The 21,487-nt window shown below is 60.6% G+C and carries 21 protein-coding genes; 12 read left to right on the forward strand and 9 right to left on the reverse strand.

Going from position 1 to position 21,487, the window contains the following annotated elements:
- Positions 1-38: 38 nt before the first annotated feature.
- The 6 genes from tusD (at position 39) to M2394_RS25070 (ending at position 3,508) form a co-directional block, all read left to right on the forward strand.
- The gene (gene tusD / locus M2394_RS25045; RefSeq protein WP_259174977.1) at positions 39-431 is read left to right on the forward strand and encodes a sulfurtransferase complex subunit TusD; all 393 of its coding nucleotides are present in this window, start codon (positions 39-41) and stop codon (positions 429-431) included.
- Position 432: 1 nt separating this feature from the next.
- Complete coding sequence (gene tusC, locus M2394_RS25050; RefSeq protein WP_259174978.1) at positions 433-783, forward strand: sulfurtransferase complex subunit TusC; 351 nt, start codon at positions 433-435, stop codon at positions 781-783.
- On the forward strand, positions 783-1,061 hold the full coding sequence (gene tusB, locus M2394_RS25055) for a sulfurtransferase complex subunit TusB (protein ID WP_177052075.1): 279 nt from the start codon (positions 783-785) through the stop codon (positions 1,059-1,061). The genes tusC and tusB overlap by 1 nt, the downstream gene beginning before the upstream one ends.
- Entirely contained in the window at positions 1,058-1,393 is a 336-nt protein-coding gene (locus M2394_RS25060) for a TusE/DsrC/DsvC family sulfur relay protein (protein WP_178918782.1), read from the forward strand. The genes tusB and M2394_RS25060 overlap by 4 nt, the downstream gene beginning before the upstream one ends.
- A 14-nt stretch (positions 1,394-1,407) precedes the next feature.
- Positions 1,408-2,391 (forward strand): glycosyl transferase family protein, encoded by a 984-nt coding sequence (locus tag M2394_RS25065; RefSeq protein ID WP_405046585.1) that lies wholly within the window; start codon positions 1,408-1,410, stop codon positions 2,389-2,391.
- Positions 2,392-2,479: 88 nt separating this feature from the next.
- Complete coding sequence (locus M2394_RS25070; RefSeq protein WP_259174982.1) at positions 2,480-3,508, forward strand: glutathione S-transferase family protein; 1,029 nt, start codon at positions 2,480-2,482, stop codon at positions 3,506-3,508.
- A gap of 49 nt (positions 3,509-3,557) precedes the next feature.
- On the opposite strand, the gene cysG is transcribed toward M2394_RS25070, so the two are convergent.
- Genes cysG through M2394_RS25100 form a run of 6 tightly spaced genes read right to left on the reverse strand, consistent with a single transcriptional unit; the run spans position 3,558 to position 11,060 of the window.
- Entirely contained in the window at positions 3,558-4,952 is a 1,395-nt protein-coding gene (gene cysG, locus M2394_RS25075) for a siroheme synthase CysG (protein WP_178918785.1), read from the reverse strand.
- The gene (gene serS, locus M2394_RS25080) at positions 4,953-6,233 is read right to left on the reverse strand and encodes a serine--tRNA ligase (protein ID WP_176995489.1); all 1,281 of its coding nucleotides are present in this window, start codon (positions 6,231-6,233) and stop codon (positions 4,953-4,955) included.
- Between the two features lie 16 nt (positions 6,234-6,249).
- On the reverse strand, positions 6,250-6,624 hold the full coding sequence (gene crcB / locus M2394_RS25085; RefSeq protein ID WP_078049024.1) for a fluoride efflux transporter CrcB: 375 nt from the start codon (positions 6,622-6,624) through the stop codon (positions 6,250-6,252).
- Positions 6,624-7,946, reverse strand: a complete 1,323-nt coding sequence (locus M2394_RS25090; RefSeq protein ID WP_259174983.1) for a replication-associated recombination protein A — start codon at positions 7,944-7,946, stop codon at positions 6,624-6,626. The genes crcB and M2394_RS25090 overlap by 1 nt, the downstream gene beginning before the upstream one ends.
- Before the next feature lie 27 nt (positions 7,947-7,973).
- Complete coding sequence (lolA, locus tag M2394_RS25095; protein WP_176995486.1) at positions 7,974-8,597, reverse strand: outer membrane lipoprotein chaperone LolA; 624 nt, start codon at positions 8,595-8,597, stop codon at positions 7,974-7,976.
- A 54-nt stretch (positions 8,598-8,651) separates the two neighbouring features.
- On the reverse strand, positions 8,652-11,060 hold the full coding sequence (locus M2394_RS25100) for a DNA translocase FtsK (protein ID WP_178918789.1): 2,409 nt from the start codon (positions 11,058-11,060) through the stop codon (positions 8,652-8,654).
- 498 nt (positions 11,061-11,558) lie between these two features.
- On the opposite strand from M2394_RS25100, the gene aat reads away from it, so the two are divergent.
- The 3 genes from aat (at position 11,559) to infA (ending at position 13,322) form a co-directional block, all read left to right on the forward strand.
- Complete coding sequence (aat, locus tag M2394_RS25105; RefSeq protein ID WP_259174984.1) at positions 11,559-12,239, forward strand: leucyl/phenylalanyl-tRNA--protein transferase; 681 nt, start codon at positions 11,559-11,561, stop codon at positions 12,237-12,239.
- Positions 12,240-12,295: 56 nt separating this feature from the next.
- Complete coding sequence (locus M2394_RS25110; RefSeq protein ID WP_178918791.1) at positions 12,296-13,003, forward strand: arginyltransferase; 708 nt, start codon at positions 12,296-12,298, stop codon at positions 13,001-13,003.
- A gap of 100 nt (positions 13,004-13,103) precedes the next feature.
- On the forward strand, positions 13,104-13,322 hold the full coding sequence (gene infA / locus M2394_RS25115; protein ID WP_002553999.1) for a translation initiation factor IF-1: 219 nt from the start codon (positions 13,104-13,106) through the stop codon (positions 13,320-13,322).
- Positions 13,323-13,579: 257 nt separating this feature from the next.
- Here infA and clpA read toward each other — a convergent pair whose 3' ends face one another.
- Together clpA and clpS are read right to left on the reverse strand one after the other, a co-directional pair.
- Positions 13,580-15,850 carry an ATP-dependent Clp protease ATP-binding subunit ClpA gene (gene clpA, locus M2394_RS25120; RefSeq protein ID WP_176995482.1) on the reverse strand — a complete coding sequence of 757 codons (2,271 nt, stop codon included), beginning with the start codon at positions 15,848-15,850 and terminating at the stop codon, positions 13,580-13,582.
- A gap of 29 nt (positions 15,851-15,879) precedes the next feature.
- Entirely contained in the window at positions 15,880-16,248 is a 369-nt protein-coding gene (clpS, locus tag M2394_RS25125; RefSeq protein ID WP_005789091.1) for an ATP-dependent Clp protease adapter ClpS, read from the reverse strand.
- 224 nt (positions 16,249-16,472) lie between these two features.
- Between clpS and cspD the strand changes: the two genes are divergently transcribed.
- On the forward strand, positions 16,473-16,733 hold the full coding sequence (gene cspD, locus M2394_RS25130; protein WP_405046584.1) for a cold shock domain-containing protein CspD: 261 nt from the start codon (positions 16,473-16,475) through the stop codon (positions 16,731-16,733).
- 78 nt (positions 16,734-16,811) lie between these two features.
- On the opposite strand, the gene icd is transcribed toward cspD, so the two are convergent.
- Positions 16,812-18,068 (reverse strand): NADP-dependent isocitrate dehydrogenase, encoded by a 1,257-nt coding sequence (gene icd, locus M2394_RS25135; RefSeq protein ID WP_259174985.1) that lies wholly within the window; start codon positions 18,066-18,068, stop codon positions 16,812-16,814.
- Positions 18,069-18,561: 493 nt separating this feature from the next.
- Here icd and M2394_RS25140 point away from each other — a divergent pair, with 493 nt between their 5' ends.
- Together M2394_RS25140 and M2394_RS25145 are read left to right on the forward strand one after the other, a co-directional pair.
- Entirely contained in the window at positions 18,562-20,787 is a 2,226-nt protein-coding gene (locus tag M2394_RS25140; protein WP_259174986.1) for an NADP-dependent isocitrate dehydrogenase, read from the forward strand.
- Between the two features lie 210 nt (positions 20,788-20,997).
- The gene (locus M2394_RS25145; RefSeq protein ID WP_259174987.1) at positions 20,998-21,444 is read left to right on the forward strand and encodes an NUDIX hydrolase; all 447 of its coding nucleotides are present in this window, start codon (positions 20,998-21,000) and stop codon (positions 21,442-21,444) included.
- The last annotated feature ends 43 nt before the right edge of the window (positions 21,445-21,487 follow it).

A 21,487-nucleotide genomic window follows, 5' to 3' on the forward strand; every position in this document is an offset into this window, starting at 1 on the left:
GCTTTATCATTGGCCCACGTTTGCTGGCAGAGTGTTCCATGAAGTTTGCAATTGCCCTGTTTTCCGCCGCCCATGCGCCCTCCTCGCGCCGCGCCTTGCTGTTTGCCAAGGCCGCGCTGGCCGGCGGGCATGAGATCGTGCGGCTGTTTTTCTATCAGGACGGCGTGTACAGCGCTTCCAACGCCATCGTCGCCCCTCAGGACGAGCAAGACATCGCCCGCCAATGGCGCGAATTTGTCAGCGAGCACAGCCTCGACGGCGTGGTGTGCATCGCCGCCGCCCTGCGCCGTGGCGTGCTCAACCAGGAGGAAGCCACGCGCTATCAACGCAGCGCGGTGAACCTGGAAGCGCCGTGGGCGCTCTCCGGCCTGGGGCAGTTGCACGATGCTGCGCAGGCCGCCGACCGCCTGATCTGCTTTGGAGGGCCGTGAGATGTCCAAATCCTTATTGGTGATCAGTCGCCAGGCGCCCTGGTCCGGCCCGAGTGCGCGGGAAGCCCTGGACATCGTGCTGGCCGGTGGCGCCTTCGATCTGCCGATCGGCCTGCTGTTCATGGATGACGGCGTGTTCCAGCTCGCACCGCACCAGAATGCCAAGGCCGTACAACAGAAGGACCTCAGCGCCAACCTGCAGGCATTGGGGCTGTTCGGCGTCGACGACGTATTTGTCTGCCGTCATAGCATGGCCGTGCGTGGCTTGACGCCGCCCACCGAGGCGCAACCGTTGAGCAACGAAGCCATTTCCGAATTGATTGACCGTTACGACCAGGTGATTACCCTCTGATGTCGACTTTACACGTGGTGTCTCACTCGCCGTTTTCCGATAGCCGTCTCGACAGCTGCCTGCGTATCTGCGGCACCGAGGACGCAATCCTGCTGTGCGGCGACGGCGCCTACGGGCTCCATGCCCCCGCCCTGCACACCAAGGGCGTGAAGGTGTTTGTGCTGGCCGAAGACATGCAGGCACGTAACCTGCCCCTGCCGGACTGGGCCGACAGCGTCGACTACCCGGGCTTCGTGCAGTTGTCGATCGACTACGACAAGGTCAACACCTGGCTATGAACACCCTGACCGTAGGCGAACACACCCTTGAGCTGGACAAGGACGGCTACCTCGTCGACCTCAATCAATGGTCTGCCGACGTGGCCAACGCCCTGGCCGCCGCCGAGTCCCTGGAGCTGACCCCGGCCCACTGGGAAATCCTCGAACTGCTGCGCGGTTTCTACGCCGAGTTCCAGCTGTCCCCGGCCACGCGCCCGCTGATCAAGTACACCGCCTTGAAGCTCGGCCCGGAAAAGGGCAACAGCCTGCACCTCAACAAACTGTTCAACGGCACTCCCGCCAAACTCGCCGCCAAGCTGGCGGGCCTGCCCAGGCCGACGAATTGCTTATGACCGACTTTGCCCCGCTGACCCTCCAAACCCCGGCCGAACACCCGTTTGCGCAGTTCGTGCGCATCCTGGGCAAAGGCAAGCGCGGCGCGCGCAACCTCACCCGCGAGGAAGCCCGCGAAGCCATGGGCATGCTGCTCGATGAAAAAGTCGAAGACACCCAGCTCGGCGCCTTCCTGATGCTGCTGCGCCACAAGGAAGAAAGCCCGGAAGAACTCGCCGGCTTCACCGAAGCCGTGCGCGAACGCCTCGACGCCCCGGCGTTGAACGTGGATATCGACTGGCCGACCTACGCCGGCAAGAAGCGCCACCTGCCGTGGTACCTGCTGGCGGCCAAGTGCCTGGCACAGAACGGCGTGCGCATCCTCATGCACGGCGGCGGCGCGCACACGGCCGGTCGGCTGTACACCGAACAATTGCTGGAAGGTTTGCAGATCCCGCTGTGCCGCACTTGGCAGCAGGTCGAGGCGGCCTATGAGCATGGCAACCTGGCGTTTATCCCGCTGGGCGACTGGGCACCGCAACTGCAACGCATGATCGATTTGCGCAACACCCTGGGCCTGCGCTCGCCGATCCATTCCCTGGCGCGCCTGCTCAACCCGCTGAATGCGCGCCTGGGCCTGCAAAGCATCTTTCACCCGGGCTATCAGGGCGTGCACCGCGATGCCAGCGGCCTGCTGGGCGATAACGTGATTGTGGTGAAAGGCGATGGCGGCGAAATCGAGATCAATCCCGACTCCGCCAGCCATCTGTACGGCACCACCGGTGGCGAAAGCTGGGACGAAGAATGGCCTGCCCTCTCCGCACAGCGCCACGTCAAGCCGGCGGCGCTGGATCCCGAACACCTCAAGGCCCTGTGGCGTGGCGATGTCGAAGACAGCTACCCGCAATTGGCCCTGATCGCCACCATGGCCCTGGCCTTGCGTGGCCTCGGTCACCCGCGGGAACAGGCGTTCGTGCTGGCCCAGCAGTACTGGGACGCGCGGGACAAATCGATTTAATCGATTATTCACGCCCGGTCTTTGCGCTTTTAAATCGAACTCAGCCCTTTAGACTGGCCTCCAACGCTTATTAGCCGAGGAGCCAGTCATGGGCTTGCTGATCGAAGGACACTGGAAAGACCAGTGGTACGAAAGTAGCGCCGATGGCGCATTCCAACGCGAACAGGCACAACGCCGGAACTGGGTCACCGCCGACGGCGCGCCCGGCCCGAGCGGCGAAGGCGGCTTCAAGGCCGAGGCCGGCCGCTATCACCTGTATGTGTCCCTGGCCTGCCCTTGGGCCCATCGCACCCTGATCCTGCGCAAGCTCAAGGGCCTGGAAGACCTAATCGACGTGTCGGTGGTCAGTTGGCTGATGCTGGAGAACGGCTGGACCTTCGACAAGGCCCACGGCTCCACCGGCGACACGCTGGATGACTTCAATTTCATGCACCAACGCTACACCGCCGATAACGCCGATTACACCGGCCGCGTCACGGTGCCGGTGCTGTGGGACAAAAAGCTCAAGCGCATCGTGAGCAACGAGTCGGCGGAGATCATCCGCATGTTCAATAGCGCCTTCAACGGCCTGACCGGCAATACCCTGGACTTCTACCCCGAGGCCTTGCGCCCGACCATCGACGCCCTGAACGAGCGCATCTACCCCGCCGTGAACAACGGCGTGTACCGCGCAGGCTTCGCCACGTCGCAGCAGGCGTATGAGCGTGCGTTTGATGATGTGTTTGCCGAGCTGGATCACCTGGAACAACACCTGAGCGAGCATCGTTACCTGGCCGGTGAGTACCTGACCGAAGCCGACGTGCGCCTGTTCACCACGCTGATTCGCTTTGATGCGGTGTATTACGGGCACTTCAAATGCAACCTGCGCAGGATTGCGGATTATCCGAACCTGTCGAACTGGTTAAGGGAAATGTATCAGTGGCCGGGAGTGGCCGAGACGGTGGATTTTGCGCACATCAAGGGGCATTACTACGCGAGCCATCGCACGATCAATCCGACGGGGATTGTGCCTAAAGGGCCCTCGCAATCGTTCGATACCCAGCACAACCGCGAACGATTAAACGGTAAGTCTGTAGTGAGCGGGCTTGCCCCGCGCGGCGATATACCAGGCGCCTAGAGTCTGCCTGACACACCGCCGCGCGGGGCAAGCCCGCTCACTACAAGGTTCAGAGTTGAGATTGGGCGCCTTCGAACCACTTGAGCTTCTCGCGCAGCACCACCACCTCACCAACGATCACCAGTGTCGGGGCATGCACTTCATGCTCCGCCACCATGCGCGGCAAGTCGGCCAGGGTGCCGGTGAACACGCGCTGGTTGGAGGTGGTGCCCTGCTGAATCAACGCCGCTGGCGTATCCGCCGCACGACCATGCTTGATCAATTGTTCGCAGATGATCGGCAAACCGATCAGGCCCATGTAGAACACCAGGGTCTGCGAAGGGCCTACCAGGTCATGCCAAGGCAGGTCCGACGTGCCATCCTTCAAATGCCCGGTGATGAACCGCACCGACTGCGCATAATCGCGATGGGTCAGCGGGATCCCGGCATACGCCGCGCAACCGCTGGCCGCCGTGATACCCGGCACCACCTGGAACGGGATGCCGTGGGCCGCCAATTCCTCGATCTCTTCGCCACCGCGCCCAAAGATGAACGGATCGCCCCCCTTGAGGCGCAGCACACGCTTGCCTTGCTTGGCCAGGTCGACCAATTGCTGGTTGATCTGGTCTTGCGGCACGGCATGATCGGCGCGGCGTTTGCCGACGTACACGCGCTCGGCGTCACGACGGCACAGCTCAAGGATCGCCGGTGCGACCAGGCGGTCGTACAGCACCACGTCAGCCTGCTGCATCAGGCGCAAGGCGCGGAAGGTCAGCAGGTCCGGGTCGCCGGGGCCGGCGCCCACCAGGTACACCTCACCCGGCGCGTCTGGCGGTGCGCCGTTGACCTTCTCGATCAACAGCCGCTCGGCCTCGGCGCCCTGCCCGGCCAGTTGGCGGTCGGCAATCGGGCCCTGGAAGACGTCTTCCCAGAACGCGCGACGTTGCTGCACATCCGGGTACAAATTCTTCACCTGGGCACGAAAACGCGCCGCCAACCCGGCCAGTTGGCCGTAGGTGGACGGGATCCAGGTTTCCAGCTTGGCGCGGATCAAGCGTGCCAGCACCGGCGCATCGCCACCGCTGGACACTGCAATCACCAACGGTGAACGGTCGACAATCGCCGGGAAGATCACGCTGCACAAGGCCGGCGCGTCCACCACATTGACCGGTACGCAACGACGCTTGGCATCACTGGACACTTGCGCGTTCAGTGGCTCATCGTCGGTGGCGGCGATGATCAGGGTGCACCCGTCGAGGTCGGCCTCCTGGTAACCGCGCAAAATCAGTTCCCCGCCACTGCCCAGCACCAGCTCGTTGAGCTGGCTTTCGATCTGGGGAGCAACCACCCGCAGCAACGCACCGGCGTCGGCCAGCAGCCGGGACTTGCGCAAGGCAATCTCCCCGCCACCGACGACCAACACACGACTGCCGCGCAGGTTATGAAACAGCGGCAGAAATTCCATTTAGCGGATGACCTCAACGCCCGCCATGTAAGGCTTGAGCACGTCCGGTACGCGGATCGAACCGTCAGCCTGCTGGTAGTTTTCCAGCACTGCCACCAGCGTACGGCCCACGGCCAGGCCGGAACCGTTGAGGGTGTGCACCAGCTCCGGCTTGCCGGTTTCCGGGTTACGGAAACGCGCTTGCATGCGACGGGCCTGGAAATCACCGCAGTTGGAGCACGACGAAATCTCGCGGTACTTGTCCTGGCTCGGCACCCACACTTCGAGGTCGTAGGTCTTCACGGCGCTGAAGCCCATGTCGCCGGTGCACAGCGCGAGCACGCGGTACGGCAGCTCCAGCAGTTGCAGAACACGTTCGGCATTGGCGGTCAGGCCTTCCAGGGCTTCCATCGACTTCGACGGTTCGACCACTTGCACCATCTCGACTTTGTCGAACTGGTGCTGGCGGATCATGCCGCGGGTGTCACGGCCCGAAGCACCGGCTTCGCTGCGGAAGCATGGGCTGTGCGCCACAAACTTCAGGGGCAGTTGCTTGGCGTCGAGAATTTCGCCAGAAACGATGTTGGTCAGCGACACTTCGGCCGTCGGGATCAGGTACAGGTCGGCTTCGCCGTCGCGGCTGATCTTGAACAGGTCTTCTTCGAATTTCGGCAGTTGGCTGGTGCCCACCAGCGCCGGCGCCTGCACCAGGTAAGGGGTGTAGGCCTCTTCGTAACCGTGCTCGGCGGTGTGCAGGTTGATCATGAACTGCGCCAGGGCACGGTGCATGCGCGCGATAGGACCGCGCAGTAAGGCAAAGCGTGCGCCGGACATTTTCGCCGCGGTTTCGAAGTCCAGGCCGCCGGTCAGTTCGCCCAGGGCGACGTGGTCCTTGATCTCGAAATCAAAGGCTTTTGGCGTGCCCCAGCGGCGCACTTCGACGTTGCCGTCTTCGTCTTCGCCAATCGGCACGGATTCGTGAGGCACGTTTGGAATGCCCAGCAGGATCGAGTCCAGCTCGGTCTGGATCTTGTCCAGCTCGACCTTGCCCTCGGACAGCTCGGTGCCCATGCGCTCGACATCCGCCATCAACGGCGCGATGTCTTCGCCGCGCTGCTTGGCCTGACCGATGGATTTGGAACGCGCATTACGCTCAGCCTGCAGTGCTTCGGTGCGGGTCTGGACGGTCTTGCGCTGTTCTTCCAGCGCTTCGATGCGCGCGACGTCCAAGGCAAAGCCACGGGATGCCAGGCGGTCCGCTACGTCCTGAAGGTTGCTACGTAACAGTTTGGAATCGAGCATGTCGGTCTCTCGTTTATCAAAGTTTGGTCAAGGACAGGCCAGCCCAGGTGGCGAGCAGCCCGCCGAACACGCTGATGCCCAGATAACCGAAGGCTACCAGGGCCTGCCCGCTTTCCAGCAGGCGCAGCGTATCCAGTGAAAAGGATGAAAAGGTCGTCAGACCGCCTACAAAGCCGACAATCAAGCCGGCGCGAATTTCAATCGGTACTTCCGGGCGCAACAGGAACCAGCCGTACAACAGCCCGATGATCAGGCAGCCCACCAGGTTGACCGCCAGGGTCGCCGCATAAAAATGCTTCGGCCAGTTGGCGCTGACCCAGGTGCCCGCGGCGAAACGCAATAATGTACCAGCGATGCCGGCTGCGGACACGGCAAGAATCGTCTTGAGCACTACTTTCTCCGCTGCCGGGGGCTGAGTCGATCCAGTTGCGCGAGGTGATTGAGCTTTTCACCAATCTTCAGCTCCAGCCCACGGGGCACCGGCTGATAGAGCGCCAGCGGCTCAAGCTCATCGGGGAAGTAGTCTTCACCCGCCGCATAGGCGTCCGGCTCATCGTGGGCATAGCGGTATTCATCACCGTAGCCCAATTGCTTCATCAGTTTGGTCGGCGCATTGCGCAAGTGCATCGGCACTTCGAGTGAGCCGTACTCGGCGGCAGCTCGCAACGCAGACTTGAAGCCCATGTACACCGCGTTGCTTTTGGGCGCGCAGGCCAGGTAGGTAATGGCCTGGGCCACGGCCAGCTCGCCTTCGGGGCTGCCGAGGCGCTCCTGCACGTCCCACGCGGCAAGGCACAGGCTCAGCGCGCGCGGGTCAGCATTGCCGATGTCTTCGCTGGCCATGCGCACCACACGGCGCGCGAGGTAGAGCGGGTCGCAACCACCGTCGATCATCCGTGCAAACCAGTACAGTGCGCCGTCGGGGTTGGAGCCACGCACGGATTTGTGCAGCGCCGAGATCTGATCGTAGAAGGCTTCGCCGCCCTTGTCGAAACGACGACGGGTATCACCGAGCAGGCTCTGCAGCAGGTCGACGCCTATCTCGCCGCCATCTTCGGCCAGGTCCGAGGCGTTTTCCAGCAGGTTGAGAAAGCGCCGCCCATCGCCGTCAGCGGCACTGAGCAGGATCTTGAAACCTTCGTCACTGACGCTCAGCTGGCGCTTGCCCAGCCCTTTGTCTTCACTCAGGGCGCGCTGCAGCAGCTTTTGCATCGCCGCCTCGTCCAGGCTCTTGAGCACGTAAACCCGCGCCCGCGAGAGCAAGGCGTTGTTCAACTCGAACGAGGGGTTTTCGGTGGTGGCGCCGATGAAGATCAGCGTGCCGTCTTCGACATAGGGCAGGAACGCATCCTGCTGCGACTTGTTGAAGCGATGCACTTCGTCGACAAACAGGATGGTGCGCTTGCGGTACTGCCCGGCCTGCTGCTTGGCCACGTCCACCGCCTGGCGGATCTCCTTGACCCCGGCAAGCACCGCCGAGACCGTTTCGAAGTGCGCATCCGAGACTTTCGCCAGCAGCCGCGCCAGGGTGGTCTTGCCCACGCCTGGCGGCCCCCAGAAAATCATCGAGTGCAGCGCACCCTGCTCCAGGGCTTCGCGCAATGGCTTGCCACGGGCGAGCAGGTGTTCCTGGCCGACGTACTCATCCAGGTTGGTCGAGCGCAGGCGCGCGGCCAAAGGTTGAGCAATCGGGTCACTTCGAAACAAATCCATGGGCAGCGTTTGAAACCTCTGGGCAGATTATTCCTGGATCACGTCGGCACCCTTGGGGATGTCGAACTTGAATTTGGACGCCGGCACCGGCTCATTGGCCTTGACCCCGGAGAACAGGATATCGGTGCGCTGGCCGACGCTGTCGATCAGGCGCATGTTGTTGATCACACCGTTGCCAAACGACAGGTTCAGGCTGTCGAACAGCGTGTCCTTGGATTTGGGCTTGAGGGTGAACTCAATCACGTTGCTGGTTTGCTTGGAGGTGATCTCGAAGCTGTCATTGATCTTCGACACATCACCGGACAGCAGCAAGGCCGGGGTCTGGTTCAGGCGCGGGTCAAGCTTCTTGATGGTCGCCTGTTCCAGGTCCGGGTCCCACAGGGTGACTTTCTGGCCGTCGGAGACGATGGTCTGCTCGGACTTGCCTTCGGTGTGCCAGTAGAACAGCCCTGGGCGCTGCACGGCCATTTCGCCTTCGGTTTGCTGCAGCTGGGTGCCGCCGGCATCCAGGGTCAGTTGCGAGAAACGTGCGGTCAGGGTCTTGGATTTGTCCAACAGGTTGGTCAGGCTGGCAACGGAAGCCGGGTCGGCATGGGCCGAAACAGCGGTCAGGGCCAGGGCCGGCAACAACAGCATGCGGATAAGACGCATGGGAGTCCTCATTGAATGGTCAGGGCGCGCCGCGTGCTGCCACGCGGCGCGGGATCAGTCGCGCATCTGCCCGGGGGCAATGACTTCGCGCGAGCCGTTGGTGTTCATTGCGGTGACGACGCCGGCCATTTCCATGGCTTCGATCATGCGGGCGGCGCGGTTGTAGCCGATCTTCAGCTTGCGCTGTACCGCAGAGATCGAGGCACGACGGCTTTCCAGCACGAACGCCACGGCTTCGTCATACAGGGCATCGGTTTCGGCGTCGTCTTCACCGCCACCGCCGCCGTTTTCAAAGCCGCTGCCAGCCTCTTCGACGCCGTTGAGGATGTCGTCGTTGTATTCCGGTGCGCCCCGTAGCTTCCAGGCTTCCACCACGCGGTGTACTTCATCGTCGGACACGAACGCGCCGTGAACCCGGATCGGCAGACTGGTGCCGGGCGGCATGTAGAGCATGTCACCGTGGCCCAACAGTTGCTCGGCGCCGCCTTGGTCGATGATGGTCCGCGAGTCGATCTTGCTCGACACCTGGAACGCCATGCGCGTGGGGATGTTGGCCTTGATCAGGCCGGTGATCACGTCCACCGATGGCCGCTGGGTGGCGAGGATCAGGTGGATACCGGCCGCACGGGCCTTCTGGGCGATACGTGCGATGAGTTCTTCAACCTTCTTGCCGACGATCATCATCATGTCGGCAAATTCGTCGACCACCACCACGATGGTCGGCAGCTTGGTCAGCTTCGGCGCTTCGTCGTGAATGCTTTCGCGCCTGTACAACGGGTCGTCAATGGTCTCGCCGCGCTCGTGGGCTTCCTTGATCTTGGCGTTGAAGCCCGACAGGTTACGCACGCCCATCTTCGCCATCAGCTTGTAGCGGCGCTCCATCTCGGCAACGCTCCAGCGCAGGGCGTTGGCGGCGTCCTTCATGTCGGTGACCACCGGACACAATAGGTGCGGGATGCCTTCGTAGATCGACAGTTCGAGCATTTTCGGGTCGATCATGATCAGCTTGGCGTCTTCCGGGCCGGACTTGAACAGGATCGACAGGATCATCGCGTTCACACCCACCGACTTACCGGAACCAGTGGTACCGGCCACCAGCAGGTGAGGCATTTTCGCCAGGTCCGTGATCACCGGCTTGCCGCCGATGTCGTGGCCCAGGGCCAGAGTGACCGGCGACTTGAAGTTGTCGTATTCCGGTGTCGACAGCACTTCGGAGAAGCGCACGATCTGGCGGTCTTCGTTGGGAATCTCGATACCCACGGTGGTCTTGCCGGGAATCACCTCCACCACACGCACGCTGGTCACGGCCAGGGAGCGAGCCAGGTCTTTGGCCAGGTTGGCGATACGGCTGACCTTGACACCGGCGGCGGGCTGGATTTCGTAGCGGGTGATCACCGGGCCGGGGTGGATGGAGTCCACCGACACTTCGACGCCGAATTCCTTGAGCTTGATTTCCAGCAGGTGGCCGACGGCCGCCAGGGATTCCGGGGAATAGTTGAGTTGTTTCTTTTCGGCCGGGTCGAGGATCGAGATCGGCGGCAAGGTGCCTTCGACGGCGCTGTCGACAAACAGCGGCGCCTGTTTCTCTTTCTGTACGCGATGGCTCGGCTCGGGGGCCTTGGGCGGCGCAGGAGCGATCACCGGCGGCACCTGCTTCTCGCGGTCCGACATGTGCTTGCTCAGGGCCTGTTCGCGCTCGATAAGGCGCTCCTTGACCTTGGCCTGCTCGCGACGGTCCGGTGTGCTCGGGGCGACGACCTCGTTGACGCGGGTGTCCACCTCACGCAACTGGGCCACCATGCGCTTGCGGTCGACACGCGCTTCCCACCAGCGGTTGGCGGCGCCCTGGAACAGCTCCAGCAGGTCGAGGGTGATTTTGCCGGTCACGTCCATCACCTTGAACCAGGACAGGTCGGTGAACACCGTGAGGCCGAACAGGAACAACGCGATGAACATCAGGGTGCTGCCCTGGATATTCAGGGTCCTGCGGGCCAGGTCACCGAGGCTTTCGCCCAGCGCGCCGCCCGCGCCCGCCGGCAGACCGGTGGGTGCATGGAAATGAATATGGGCCAGCGCCGCGCCGGACAGCACCAGGAACACCAGGCCGATCAGGCGCCAGGAAAACAGCCAGCCGCTCCACTGCCATGGCTCATGACGCTGGCGGAAGATCTGCCAGGTCTTGATCGCAAGCAACAAGGGGAAGATGTAAGCGAAGTAACCCAGCACCATGAACAGGATATCGGCGCTGTAGGAACCGGCAGGCCCGCCGAAGTTTTGCACATCTTCGATCTTGCTGTTGTGGCTCCAGCCCGGATCGTCCTTGCCATACGTGAGCAAGGCCATCATCAGGAACAGGCACAGCGCGCCGATCGCGATCAACGCACCTTCCTTGAGTCGATAATGCAGGTGCTGGCGCCAGGCCGGCACGACTGCTGCTTTGGGTGTTGCGGCGGATTTCTTCAAAACGGGTCTATTCCTGCGCCATCAGCGCGTCCATCTGTTGAATGACTGCACATGACTGCCCAATCCGAGCAGCTGAAAAATGAACGAATGTCGTTGAATCTACTTTTAACACCGGATAACGGCTAGGTGAAATGGCGATAACGCCACAATGGCCGCATTGTACGGGTTTGTGCCCCCGATGCCACGCCCTTGCCCCTTACCCAGCAGCATAGACAATTGTGTTGTCATGACGCGGTCAATTTGAGCATGCATTGTCTTTGCTGACAAAGGCTTATGAGCTGTTTTTATCAATCCGGACTAGCTTGCCAAATGGCCTGCACGGCGCGGACCCGATTACGACCGCGACGATGACCCAGAGTTGCAGAAACACCTGCTCACGCTAATCCGTGCCGACACCCGATTCGGGCTGGCCCCACAGCGCTGCGTCGACAATAATCAGCACTTGTGCGGCAGGCGCCTGACCTGCCACTCCCCTCCCCTTCCGTAAGCCTGGATGCCATGCTGACCTGGTTGCAACGCGACTCTTTGACTTTCCCACCGCTGGCCAAGGCCATGCGCGAACCCAATGGCTTGCTGGCCGCCGGTGGCGACCTGTCGGCCGAACGACTGGTACAGGCCTACCGCCATGGCTGCTTTCCGTGGTTCTCCGATGGCCAGCCGATCCTCTGGTGGTCGCCGGACCCGCGCACCGTGATCTTCCCCGACGAGCTGCATGTCTCGCGCAGCCTTGCGAAATTGCTGCGCCAGCAGCGCTATACCGTGACCTTCGACCAGGACTTCGCCGCCGTCATCAAGGCCTGCGCTGCGCCGCGCGCCTACGCTGACAGCACCTGGATCACCGAAGGTATCCAGAATGCGTACCTGGAGCTGCACCACCGCGGCTACGCACACTCTGTGGAAGTGTGGGATGCGGGCACGCTGGTGGGCGGCCTGTACGGCCTGGCGATGGGGCAACTGTTCTTTGGCGAGTCCATGTTCAGCCGCGCCGACAACGCTTCGAAATTCGGCTTTGCCACGCTCACCCGCCAACTGCAGGCCTGGGGTTTCGTCCTGATCGACTGCCAGATGCCCAATGACCACCTGCACAGCCTCGGCGCCCGGGCCATACCGCGCGACGTTTTTGCCGGTTTCCTGCGCGACCACCTGGACCAAGCCAGCTCCGGACCGTGGGTTTCCTAGGCGACTTGCGCGCACCTGGCTTACACTTATTTCAAAGCTTATCCCGAGGGTTGATCATGACCGAGCTGGCGCGGTTGAAGTTCTATGCCACTCAAGCCCACTCTTGCAGCTATCTGCCCGACGAGCAGGCCACGACGCTGTTCCTCGATCCCAGCCAGCCGATGGACGTGCATGTGTATGCCGACCTTTCCGAGATGGGCTTCCGGCGCAGCGGCGATCACCTGTACCGTCCTCACTGCCAGAATTGCAACGCCTGCGTACCGGCGCGCATTCCGGTGGCGCAATTCCTGCCGGACCGCAATCAGAAGCGCATCCTCAAGCGCAACGCCGACCTGACGGTCACCGCCACCAAACCTCGGTTCAGCGAAGAATATTTCGACCTTTACCAGCGCTACATCGAACAACGCCATGCCGACGGCGATATGTTTCCGCCAAGCCGCGATCAGTTTTCGACGTTTCTGGTGCGCGACCTGCCGTTTTCGCGATTTTATGAGTTTCGCCTCAACGGCCGCCTGCTGGCCGTCGCGGTCACCGACTTGCTGCCCAACGGCCTTTCGGCGGTTTATACCTTCTATGAACCCGCCGAAGAGCGCCGCAGCCTCGGGCGCTTTGCCATCCTATGGCAAATCGGCGAAGCCCTGCGCCTGGAACTGGAAGCGGTGTACCTGGGCTACTGGATCAAAAACTGCAAAAAGATGAACTACAAGACCCAATATCGGCCCATTGAACTGCTGATTAATCAAAGATGGGTCGTGCTTAACTAGAACCCCTTGGCTTAAACACCCTTTTTCGGGCACAATGCACGCCGCTTTTGCCTGGCGCAGTTGCACCGGGCCATTCACTGGATACCGAGGGCTTTACTGCATGTCGAAAGAAGACAGCTTCGAAATGGAAGGCACTGTCGTCGACACCCTGCCCAACACCATGTTTCGTGTGGAGTTGGAAAATGGGCACGTCGTAACCGCGCATATCTCCGGCAAGATGCGCAAGAACTACATTCGTATTCTTACCGGTGACAAAGTGCGCGTCGAGCTGACGCCCTATGACTTGAGCAAAGGGCGCATCACTTACCGCGCTCGCTAAGCAAGTCAATACAAAACGCCCGGTTATGCCGGGCGTTTTTGTGTGTGCGCTATTTAACCATCACCACCATTCTCCTGTGGGAGCTGGCTTGCCTGCGATGGCGGTGGATCAGTCACACATAGGCGAGTTGGGCCGCCGCTATCGCAGACAAGCCAGCTCCCACAGTGGATCTTCAGTGATCATGCGATAGCGGCCAACCTCATTACACACAGCAAAAAGGCGCCTTTCGGCGCCTTTTGCTTTATTGCAGTCAGCTATCAGGCCATTTCAGCCGTGGTTTCGAACTCGAAGGTCAGCTCGCCGTCCTTCAGGTCGATGTGCACCACGCCGCCATGGTCGGACAACTCGCCGAACAGGATCTCTTCGGCCAATGGCCGCTTGATCTTGTCCTGGATCAGACGCGCCATCGGGCGAGCGCCCATTGCCGCATCGTAACCACCTTCGGCCAGCCAGCTGCGTGCCGCGTCCGTGACTTCCAGCTGCACGCGCTTGTCTTCCAACTGCGCCTGAAGCTCGGTAAGGAACTTGTCCACCACGCTTTTGATGACCTCATGGCTGAGGCGACCAAACTGGATAATGGTGTCCAGACGGTTGCGGAACTCCGGCGTGAAGCTCTTCTTGATCACTTCCATGGCATCGGAGGAGTGATCCTGATGGCTGAAGCCAATCGAAGCCCGCGCGGCCGTTTCGGCACCGGCGTTGGTGGTCATGATCACGATCACGTTGCGGAAGTCCGCTTTGCGCCCGTTGTTGTCGGTCAGGGTCCCGTGGTCCATCACCTGCAGCAGCAGGTTGAAGACTTCCGGGTGAGCCTTCTCGATTTCATCGAGCAGCAACACGCAATGCGGTTGCTTGGTGATGGCCTCGGTCAAAAGGCCGCCCTGGTCGAAACCGACATAGCCCGGAGGCGCACCGATCAGGCGCGACACAGTGTGACGCTCCATGTATTCGGACATGTCGAAACGTACCAGCTCGATCCCCATGGCCTTCGCCAATTGCCGCGCCGCCTCGGTCTTGCCGACGCCCGTCGGGCCTGCGAACAGGAACGAACCCACTGGCTTGTCCGGCGACTTGAGGCCCGCACGGGACAGCTTGATCGCGGTGGACAACGAGTCGATCGCCGCATCCTGGCCAAAAACGGTCAGTTTCAGGTCGCGCTCGAGGTTACGCAGCAGCTCTTTGTCGGAACTGGTGACGTGTTTTGGCGGAATCCGCGCGATCTTCGCCACAATGTCCTCGACCTGAGGCACGTCGATGCGTTTCACACGCTTCTCGACCGGTTGCAGGCGCTGGTAGGCACCCGCCTCGTCGATCACGTCGATGGCCTTGTCCGGCATGTGTCGATCATTGATGTAGCGCGACGCCAGCTCAGCCGCCGAGCGCAGGGCTTCATCGGTGTACTCGATGCCGTGGTGCGCCTCGAAGCGCCCCTTGAGCCCGCGCAGAATGCCGATGGTGTCTTCAACCGAAGGCTCGGACACGTCGACTTTCTGGAAGCGACGCGCCAGTGCCCGGTCTTTTTCGAAGATGCCACGGAATTCCTGGAACGTGGTCGAGCCGATGCAGCGGATATCACCCGACGACAACAGCGGCTTGAGCAGGTTGGAGGCGTCCATCACCCCACCGGACGCCGCACCGGCACCAATGATGGTGTGGATTTCGTCGATGAACAGGATCGCCTGCGGGCGTTTTTTCAGCTCGCCGAGCAGCGCCTTGAAGCGCTTCTCGAAGTCGCCACGGTACTTAGTCCCGGCGAGCAACGCGCCCAGGTCCAGGGAATAGACGACACTGTTGGCCAGCAGGTCTGGCACCTGGTTGTCGACAATGCGCTTGGCCAGGCCTTCGGCAATCGCGGTCTTGCCCACGCCTGCCTCACCCACCAGCAACGGGTTGTTCTTGCGACGACGCGCGAGGATCTGCGCTACACGCTCAACCTCATTCTCACGCCCCACCAGCGGATCGATCCGCCCCTGGCGCGCCAGTTCATTGAGGTTGCTGGCATAGGCATCCAGTGGATTGCCCGAAGAAGAAGACTCACCGCCCTCGTCGTCCTGCATATCCTGCTCACCCTCGGAATGATCGCCGTGCCCGGGCACCTTGGAGATACCGTGGGCGATGTAGTTGACGACATCGATACGGGCAACGCTCTGCTGCTTGAGCAGGAACACTGCCTGGCTTTCCTGTTCGCTGAAGATCGCCACAAGCACGTTGGCGCCTGTGACTTCTCGCTTGCCGGAGCTCTGCACATGGAACACGGCACGCTGAAGCACCCGCTGGAAGCCCAGGGTCGGCTGGGTCTCACGGTCTTCATCATGAACGGGGATCAGTGGCGTTGTGGAGTCGATAAACTCCTGCAGGTCATGCTTGAGTTTGTCGAGGTTGGCGCCGCACGCACGCAAGACGGTGGCGGCAGCTTCGTTATCCAAAAGTGCCAACAGCAGGTGTTCGACGGTCATGAATTCATGACGTTTCGAACGGGCCTCCTTGAAGGCAAGATTGAGGGTGACTTCGAGCTCGCGGTTTAACATAGCTTCACCTCATACCCAAGTGGTCGGCGTTAACCGTCCTTCTCGATTTCACAGAGTAGCGGATGCTGGCTTTCCCTGGCGTACTGGTTGACCTGCATGGCCTTTGTCTCGGCGATGTCGCGGGTAAACACTCCACATACTGCCCGTCCTTCTGTGTGAACGGCCAGCATTACCTTGGTCGCCAACTCGCGGTTCAGGTTAAAAAACACCTCGAGCACTTCGACGACGAAATCCATCGGTGTGTAGTCATCATTGAACAAAACCACCTTGTACATCGGCGGAGCCTGCAGGGCGGGCTTGGCCTCCTGAACAGCAATGCCTGCAGAACCGTCGTCGTCATGTTCCTGATCCGGGCGATCCTGATTGAATGTTAGTCGAATCTGGCTGTTTGCATGCATGGAAAGAAAGGTTCGTCAGTGGTTCAAATACAGTGGTGGGGGCGACCTGTCAGAATTTCAACTCCGACCGGCTGGTCGCCTTGACTATCGGCGAAACGGTGTTACAACCAATAGAACCCACAGTGGGTAAAAAAGGTCCGCGCAGTCAACCTTATTTATTCGGGTTAGGACGGATAAACTGGATGATACTCCAGTGATGGAGTCTGGTGCAGAGGGATATGGGCATGACTAGCGGTAAGGTCAAGTGGTTCAACAATACCAAGGGTTACGGCTTCATCATTGAAGACGGCAAGGACGAAGACCTTTTTGCGCATTACTCAGCGATTAACATGGAAGGCTACAAAACACTGAAGGCGGGGCAGCCGGTCTCCTTTGACATTCTTCAGGGACCCAAAGGTATGCACGCAGTGAATATCAGTGTGCCAGGCACCAACGACACAGCAACTAACGGCACTGCTCGAAAATCAGAAAACGAATTGGCCTGATTGGCCACTGAGCAAGCGCCCAATAAAAAACCGGCCATTCCGCTTCGACGGTATGGCCGGCTTTTTATGCCCAGCCGCTTACATGTGCGAAATCAGCGCATCACCAAAGCCCGACGATGACACCAGCTTGGCGCCCTCCATCAAGCGCTCGAAGTCATAGGTCACAGTCTTGGCCGAAATCGCGCCATTGGTGCCCTTGATAATCAGGTCGGCTGCCTCGGTCCAGCCCATGTGGCGCAGCATCATTTCCGCCGACAGGATCAGCGAGCCGGGGTTCACCTGGTCCTTACCCGCATACTTGGGCGCCGTACCGTGGGTGGCTTCGAACATGGCCACGGTGTCGGAGAGGTTGGCCCCCGGCGCAATACCAATCCCACCCACCTCCGCCGCCAGCGCGTCGGACAGGTAGTCACCATTGAGGTTGAGGGTCGCGATCACGTCATACTCAGCCGGGCGCAGCAGGATCTGCTGGAGCATGGCGTCGGCAATGGCGTCCTTGACCACCACATGCTTGCCGGTCTTCGGGCTCTTGAACTGCATCCACGGGCCGCCATCCAGCAGCGTCGCACCAAACTCTTCAGCCGCCACTTCATAGGCCCACTCCTTGAAGGCCCCCTCGGTGAACTTCATGATGTTGCCCTTGTGCACGATGGTCAGCGAGTCGCGGTCATTATCCACCACATATTGCAGGGCTTTGCGCGCCAGGCGCTTGGTGCCTTCCTTGGAGACCGGCTTCACGCCAATCCCGCAATCCTGGTCGAAACGGATCTTGGTAACGCCCATTTCTTCCTTAAGAAACTTGATGACCTTGATCGCTTCCGGCGAGCCAGCCTTCCACTCGATGCCGGCGTAAATATCTTCGGAGTTTTCACGAAAGATGGTCATGTCCACATCGCCGGGCTTCTTGACCGGGCTTGGCACACCTTCAAACCAGCGCACGGGGCGCAGGCATACATAAAGATCGAGCTGCTGGCGCAGGGCCACGTTCAGCGAACGGATGCCGCCACCCACCGGCGTGGTCAGCGGGCCTTTAATGGAAACCACGTAATCCTTGACCGCATCCAGGGTTTCCTGAGGCAGCCAGGTGTCCTGGTCGTAGACTTGAGTCGCCTTTTCGCCGGCATACACCTCCATCCAGGAGATCTTGCGCTTGCCGCCGTAGGCCTTTTCAACAGCTGCATCGACCACCTTGATCATCACCGGGCTGATGTCGACGCCAATACCGTCACCTTCTATATAAGGGATGATCGGGTTATTAGGAACATTGAGAGAATGGTCTGCATTGACGGTGATTTTGTCGCCGACTGCCGGAACCTGAATCTTCTTGTATCCCATGCTGAACTCCATCTATGGATTGAACATCTGGCTGCGTTCGAGCCTACTCCAGATAAATGGCGACTGAAACCTCGCGCCATGCTCATTTGCATCGAAAACAGCACATTTAGTGGCCTACAAGCCTGAAAGAAACGGGAAAAGTGCCAATCTTGAGCACAACGTGCGGCTTCTGGCGCAACCCGGCCCCTGCGACCTTTAGACCAATGGACGACACACCTTTTGTATGAAGGCTCGGCGTAAGCATAGCGACCTATGTATAATGCCGCCGCTGACCAAAGAGTCACGACGGCCGACCGCTCTATAACAGTGCCCTCCGCCAGAAAAGCCGGACTAAACAATAGTCCACCCGCTTGACGCTCGACTGATGCAACCCAACATCACCGCGAAGAAACCTCGACATTTCGCTCATGGATGACTTTGAACGAACGCGCTCCACCCGGCGCATCTCGAGTTTCTGCGCACGCTTTCAGCAAAGAAGAGAGTTAATCCGAATATGCCCACCCGCTCGAAGATCATCTACACCTTCACCGACGAAGCCCCAGCCCTCGCCACCTATTCACTGCTGCCTATCGTAGAGGCCTTCACCGCTTCCGCTGATATTGCCGTGGAAACCCGCGACATCTCCCTCGCCGGGCGCATCCTCGCAAGCTTCCCCGAGCAACTGGGCGCCAAGGCCATCCCGGACCACCTCGCCGAACTGGGCGACCTGGCCGTTACGCCTGAAGCCAACATCATCAAGCTGCCTAACATCAGTGCCTCGACCCCACAGCTGCAAGCGGCGATCAAGGAACTGCAGGCCCTGGGCTACGCCCTGCCGGACTACCCGGAAACCGTAACCACCGACGCGGAAAAAGAAACCCGTGCACGTTACGACAAGGTCAAGGGCAGCGCCGTGAACCCGGTCCTGCGCGAAGGCAACTCCGACCGCCGTGCACCGCTGTCGGTCAAGAATTACGCACGCAAGCACCCGCACAAGATGGGCGCCTGGGCTGCTGACTCCAAGTCGCACATCGCGCACATGAACAACGGCGACTTCTACGGCAGCGAAAAAGCCGTACAGATCGAAGCCGCTGACGCTGTCAAAATCGAGCTGATCGCTCAAGACGGCACCGCAACCGTCCTGAAAGAAAAGACCTCGGTACAAGCTGGCGAGATCATCGACACTGCCGTGCTGAGCAAGAAAGCCCTGCGCAGCTTCATCGCCGCTGAAATCGAAGACGCCAAGCAACAAGGCGTTCTGCTGTCGGTTCACCTGAAAGCCACCATGATGAAGGTCTCCGACCCGATCATGTTTGGCCAGATCGTTGCCGAATTCTACAAAGATGCCCTGACCAAGCACGCTGCCGTGCTGGAGCAGATCGGCTTCAACCTGAACAACGGCATCGGCGACCTGTACGCACGCATCAAGGCCCTGCCGGCCGAGCAACAAGCGCAGATCGAAGCCGACATCCAGGCGGTCTATGCTGCTCGCCCATCCCTGGCGATGGTCAACTCCGACAAAGGCATCACCAACCTGCACGTGCCGAGCGACGTCATCGTCGACGCCTCGATGCCAGCCATGATCCGTGACTCCGGTAAAATGTGGGGCACCGACGGCCAGCTGCACGACACCAAGGCTGTGATTCCGGATCGCTGCTACGCCACCATCTACCAGGCGGTCATCGAAGACTGCAAGGCCAATGGCGCCTTCGACCCAACCACCATGGGCAGCGTGCCAAACGTTGGCCTGATGGCGAAGAAAGCCGAAGAGTACGGCTCCCACGACAAGACCTTCCAGATCAAGGCTGACGGCGTTGTCCGCGTCACCGACAGCAAGGGCACCCTGCTGATGGAACAGGCTGTTGAAGCCGGCGACATCTTCCGCATGTGCCAGACCAAAGACGCGCCGATCCAGGACTGGGTCAAACTGGCCGTCAACCGCGCTCGCGCCAGCAACACCCCGGCCATCTTCTGGCTGGACCCTAAGCGTGCACACGACGGCGTGGTGGTCGAGAAAGTTCAGGCTTACCTGAAAGACCACAACACCGAAGGCCTGGACATCCGCATCATGTCGCCAGTCGACGCGATGAAGTTCACCCTGGAGCGCACCCGCAAGGGCCTGGACACCATCTCGGTGACCGGTAACGTGCTGCGTGACTACCTGACCGACCTGTTCCCGATCATGGAGCTGGGCACCAGCGCCAAGATGCTGTCCATCGTGCCGCTGATGAACGGCGGTGGCCTGTTCGAAACCGGCGCCGGTGGTTCGGCGCCGAAACACGTACAGCAACTGGTGGAAGAGAACTTCCTGCGCTGGGATTCCCTGGGTGAGTTCCTGGCCCTGGCCGCATCCCTCGAGCATTTGGGTGTGAACTACAACAACCCGAAAGCCCTGGTACTGTCCAAGACCCTGGACCAGGCCACTGGCCTGTTCCTGGACAACAACAAGTCGCCATCGCGTAAAGTCGGCAACATCGACAACCGCGGCAGCCACTTCTACCTGGCGCTGTACTGGGCACAAGCCCTGGCTGCCCAGACCGAAGACACTGCACTGCAAGCGCAGTTCGGCGAACTGGCCAAGACCCTGACCGAGAACGAAGCGACCATCGTTGCCGAACTCAACGCCGTACAGGGCAAGCCAGTGGACATCGGCGGCTACTACGCGCCGAACCCAGAGCTGACCAGCAAAGCCATGCGCCCAAGCAACACCCTCAACGCGGCCATTGCCAAGTTGAAGTAAGGTTGTAAGGATGCAAAGAAGCCCCGGCCCCGTGCCGGGGTTTTTATTTACACCCCGTTCTCACTGAACAAACCCAATCAAATGTGGGAGCTGGCTTGCCTGCGATAGCAGTCTTTCAGTTAACACAGCAGCAGCTGACCCACCGCTATCGCAGGCAAGCCAGCTCCCACACCGATCGAGTTTCTTCAGTCACTACACATTGAGGCAACCATGACCTGGCAACCCCACATCACCGTCGCCACCATTGTCGAAGACAACGGCCGCTTCCTGATGGTCGAAGAACTCAAGGGCGGCCGCGCCGTGCTCAACCAGCCCGCCGGCCACCTCGACCCGCACGAAACCCTGACAGAAGCCGCCGTGCGCGAAACCCTCGAAGAAACCGGCTGGGACGTGGAAGCCACCGGCATCGTCGGCATCTACCTGTACACGGCCCCGAGCAATGGCGTGACCTACCAACGGGTCTGCTTCATCGCCAAGGCGCTGAAACACCACCCGGACTATCAGCTCGACGAAGGCATCCTGCGCGCCCGCTGGCTGACCCGTGACGAGCTGATGGCCGTGCGCGACGACTGGCGCAGCGAGCTGATCATCCGCTGCATCGACGATTATCTGGCCGGGCAGCGCCACAGTCTCGAATTGATCCGCCCTTCTCTTTAGCCTTGAAGGCCTGAGCCTGATAGAATCGCGTCCTTTTTCAAGA

It is taken from the genome of Pseudomonas sp. BIGb0164, assembly GCF_024810135.1.
Classification (GTDB): Bacteria; Pseudomonadota; Gammaproteobacteria; order Pseudomonadales; family Pseudomonadaceae; genus Aquipseudomonas.

Excerpts from the sequence above, each read along its gene's own strand:
- tusD (WP_259174977.1), top strand. The coding sequence starts at position 39 with ATGAAGTTTGCAATTGCCCTGTTTTCCGCCGCCCATGCGCCCTCCTCG.
- tusC (WP_259174978.1), top strand. The coding sequence starts at position 433 with ATGTCCAAATCCTTATTGGTGATCAGTCGCCAGGCGCCCTGGTCCGGC.
- tusB (WP_177052075.1), top strand. The coding sequence starts at position 783 with ATGTCGACTTTACACGTGGTGTCTCACTCGCCGTTTTCCGATAGCCGT.
- M2394_RS25060 (WP_178918782.1), top strand. The coding sequence starts at position 1,058 with ATGAACACCCTGACCGTAGGCGAACACACCCTTGAGCTGGACAAGGAC.
- M2394_RS25070 (WP_259174982.1), top strand. The coding sequence starts at position 2,480 with ATGGGCTTGCTGATCGAAGGACACTGGAAAGACCAGTGGTACGAAAGT.
- cysG (WP_178918785.1), bottom strand. The coding sequence starts at position 4,952 with ATGGAATTTCTGCCGCTGTTTCATAACCTGCGCGGCAGTCGTGTGTTG.
- serS (WP_176995489.1), bottom strand. The coding sequence starts at position 6,233 with ATGCTCGATTCCAAACTGTTACGTAGCAACCTTCAGGACGTAGCGGAC.
- M2394_RS25090 (WP_259174983.1), bottom strand. The coding sequence starts at position 7,946 with ATGGATTTGTTTCGAAGTGACCCGATTGCTCAACCTTTGGCCGCGCGC.
- lolA (WP_176995486.1), bottom strand. The coding sequence starts at position 8,597 with ATGCGTCTTATCCGCATGCTGTTGTTGCCGGCCCTGGCCCTGACCGCT.
- aat (WP_259174984.1), top strand. The coding sequence starts at position 11,559 with ATGCTGACCTGGTTGCAACGCGACTCTTTGACTTTCCCACCGCTGGCC.
- M2394_RS25110 (WP_178918791.1), top strand. The coding sequence starts at position 12,296 with ATGACCGAGCTGGCGCGGTTGAAGTTCTATGCCACTCAAGCCCACTCT.
- infA (WP_002553999.1), top strand. The coding sequence starts at position 13,104 with ATGTCGAAAGAAGACAGCTTCGAAATGGAAGGCACTGTCGTCGACACC.
- clpA (WP_176995482.1), bottom strand. The coding sequence starts at position 15,850 with ATGTTAAACCGCGAGCTCGAAGTCACCCTCAATCTTGCCTTCAAGGAG.
- clpS (WP_005789091.1), bottom strand. The coding sequence starts at position 16,248 with ATGCATGCAAACAGCCAGATTCGACTAACATTCAATCAGGATCGCCCG.
- cspD (WP_405046584.1), top strand. The coding sequence starts at position 16,473 with ATGACTAGCGGTAAGGTCAAGTGGTTCAACAATACCAAGGGTTACGGC.
- icd (WP_259174985.1), bottom strand. The coding sequence starts at position 18,068 with ATGGGATACAAGAAGATTCAGGTTCCGGCAGTCGGCGACAAAATCACC.
- M2394_RS25140 (WP_259174986.1), top strand. The coding sequence starts at position 18,562 with ATGCCCACCCGCTCGAAGATCATCTACACCTTCACCGACGAAGCCCCA.
- M2394_RS25145 (WP_259174987.1), top strand. The coding sequence starts at position 20,998 with ATGACCTGGCAACCCCACATCACCGTCGCCACCATTGTCGAAGACAAC.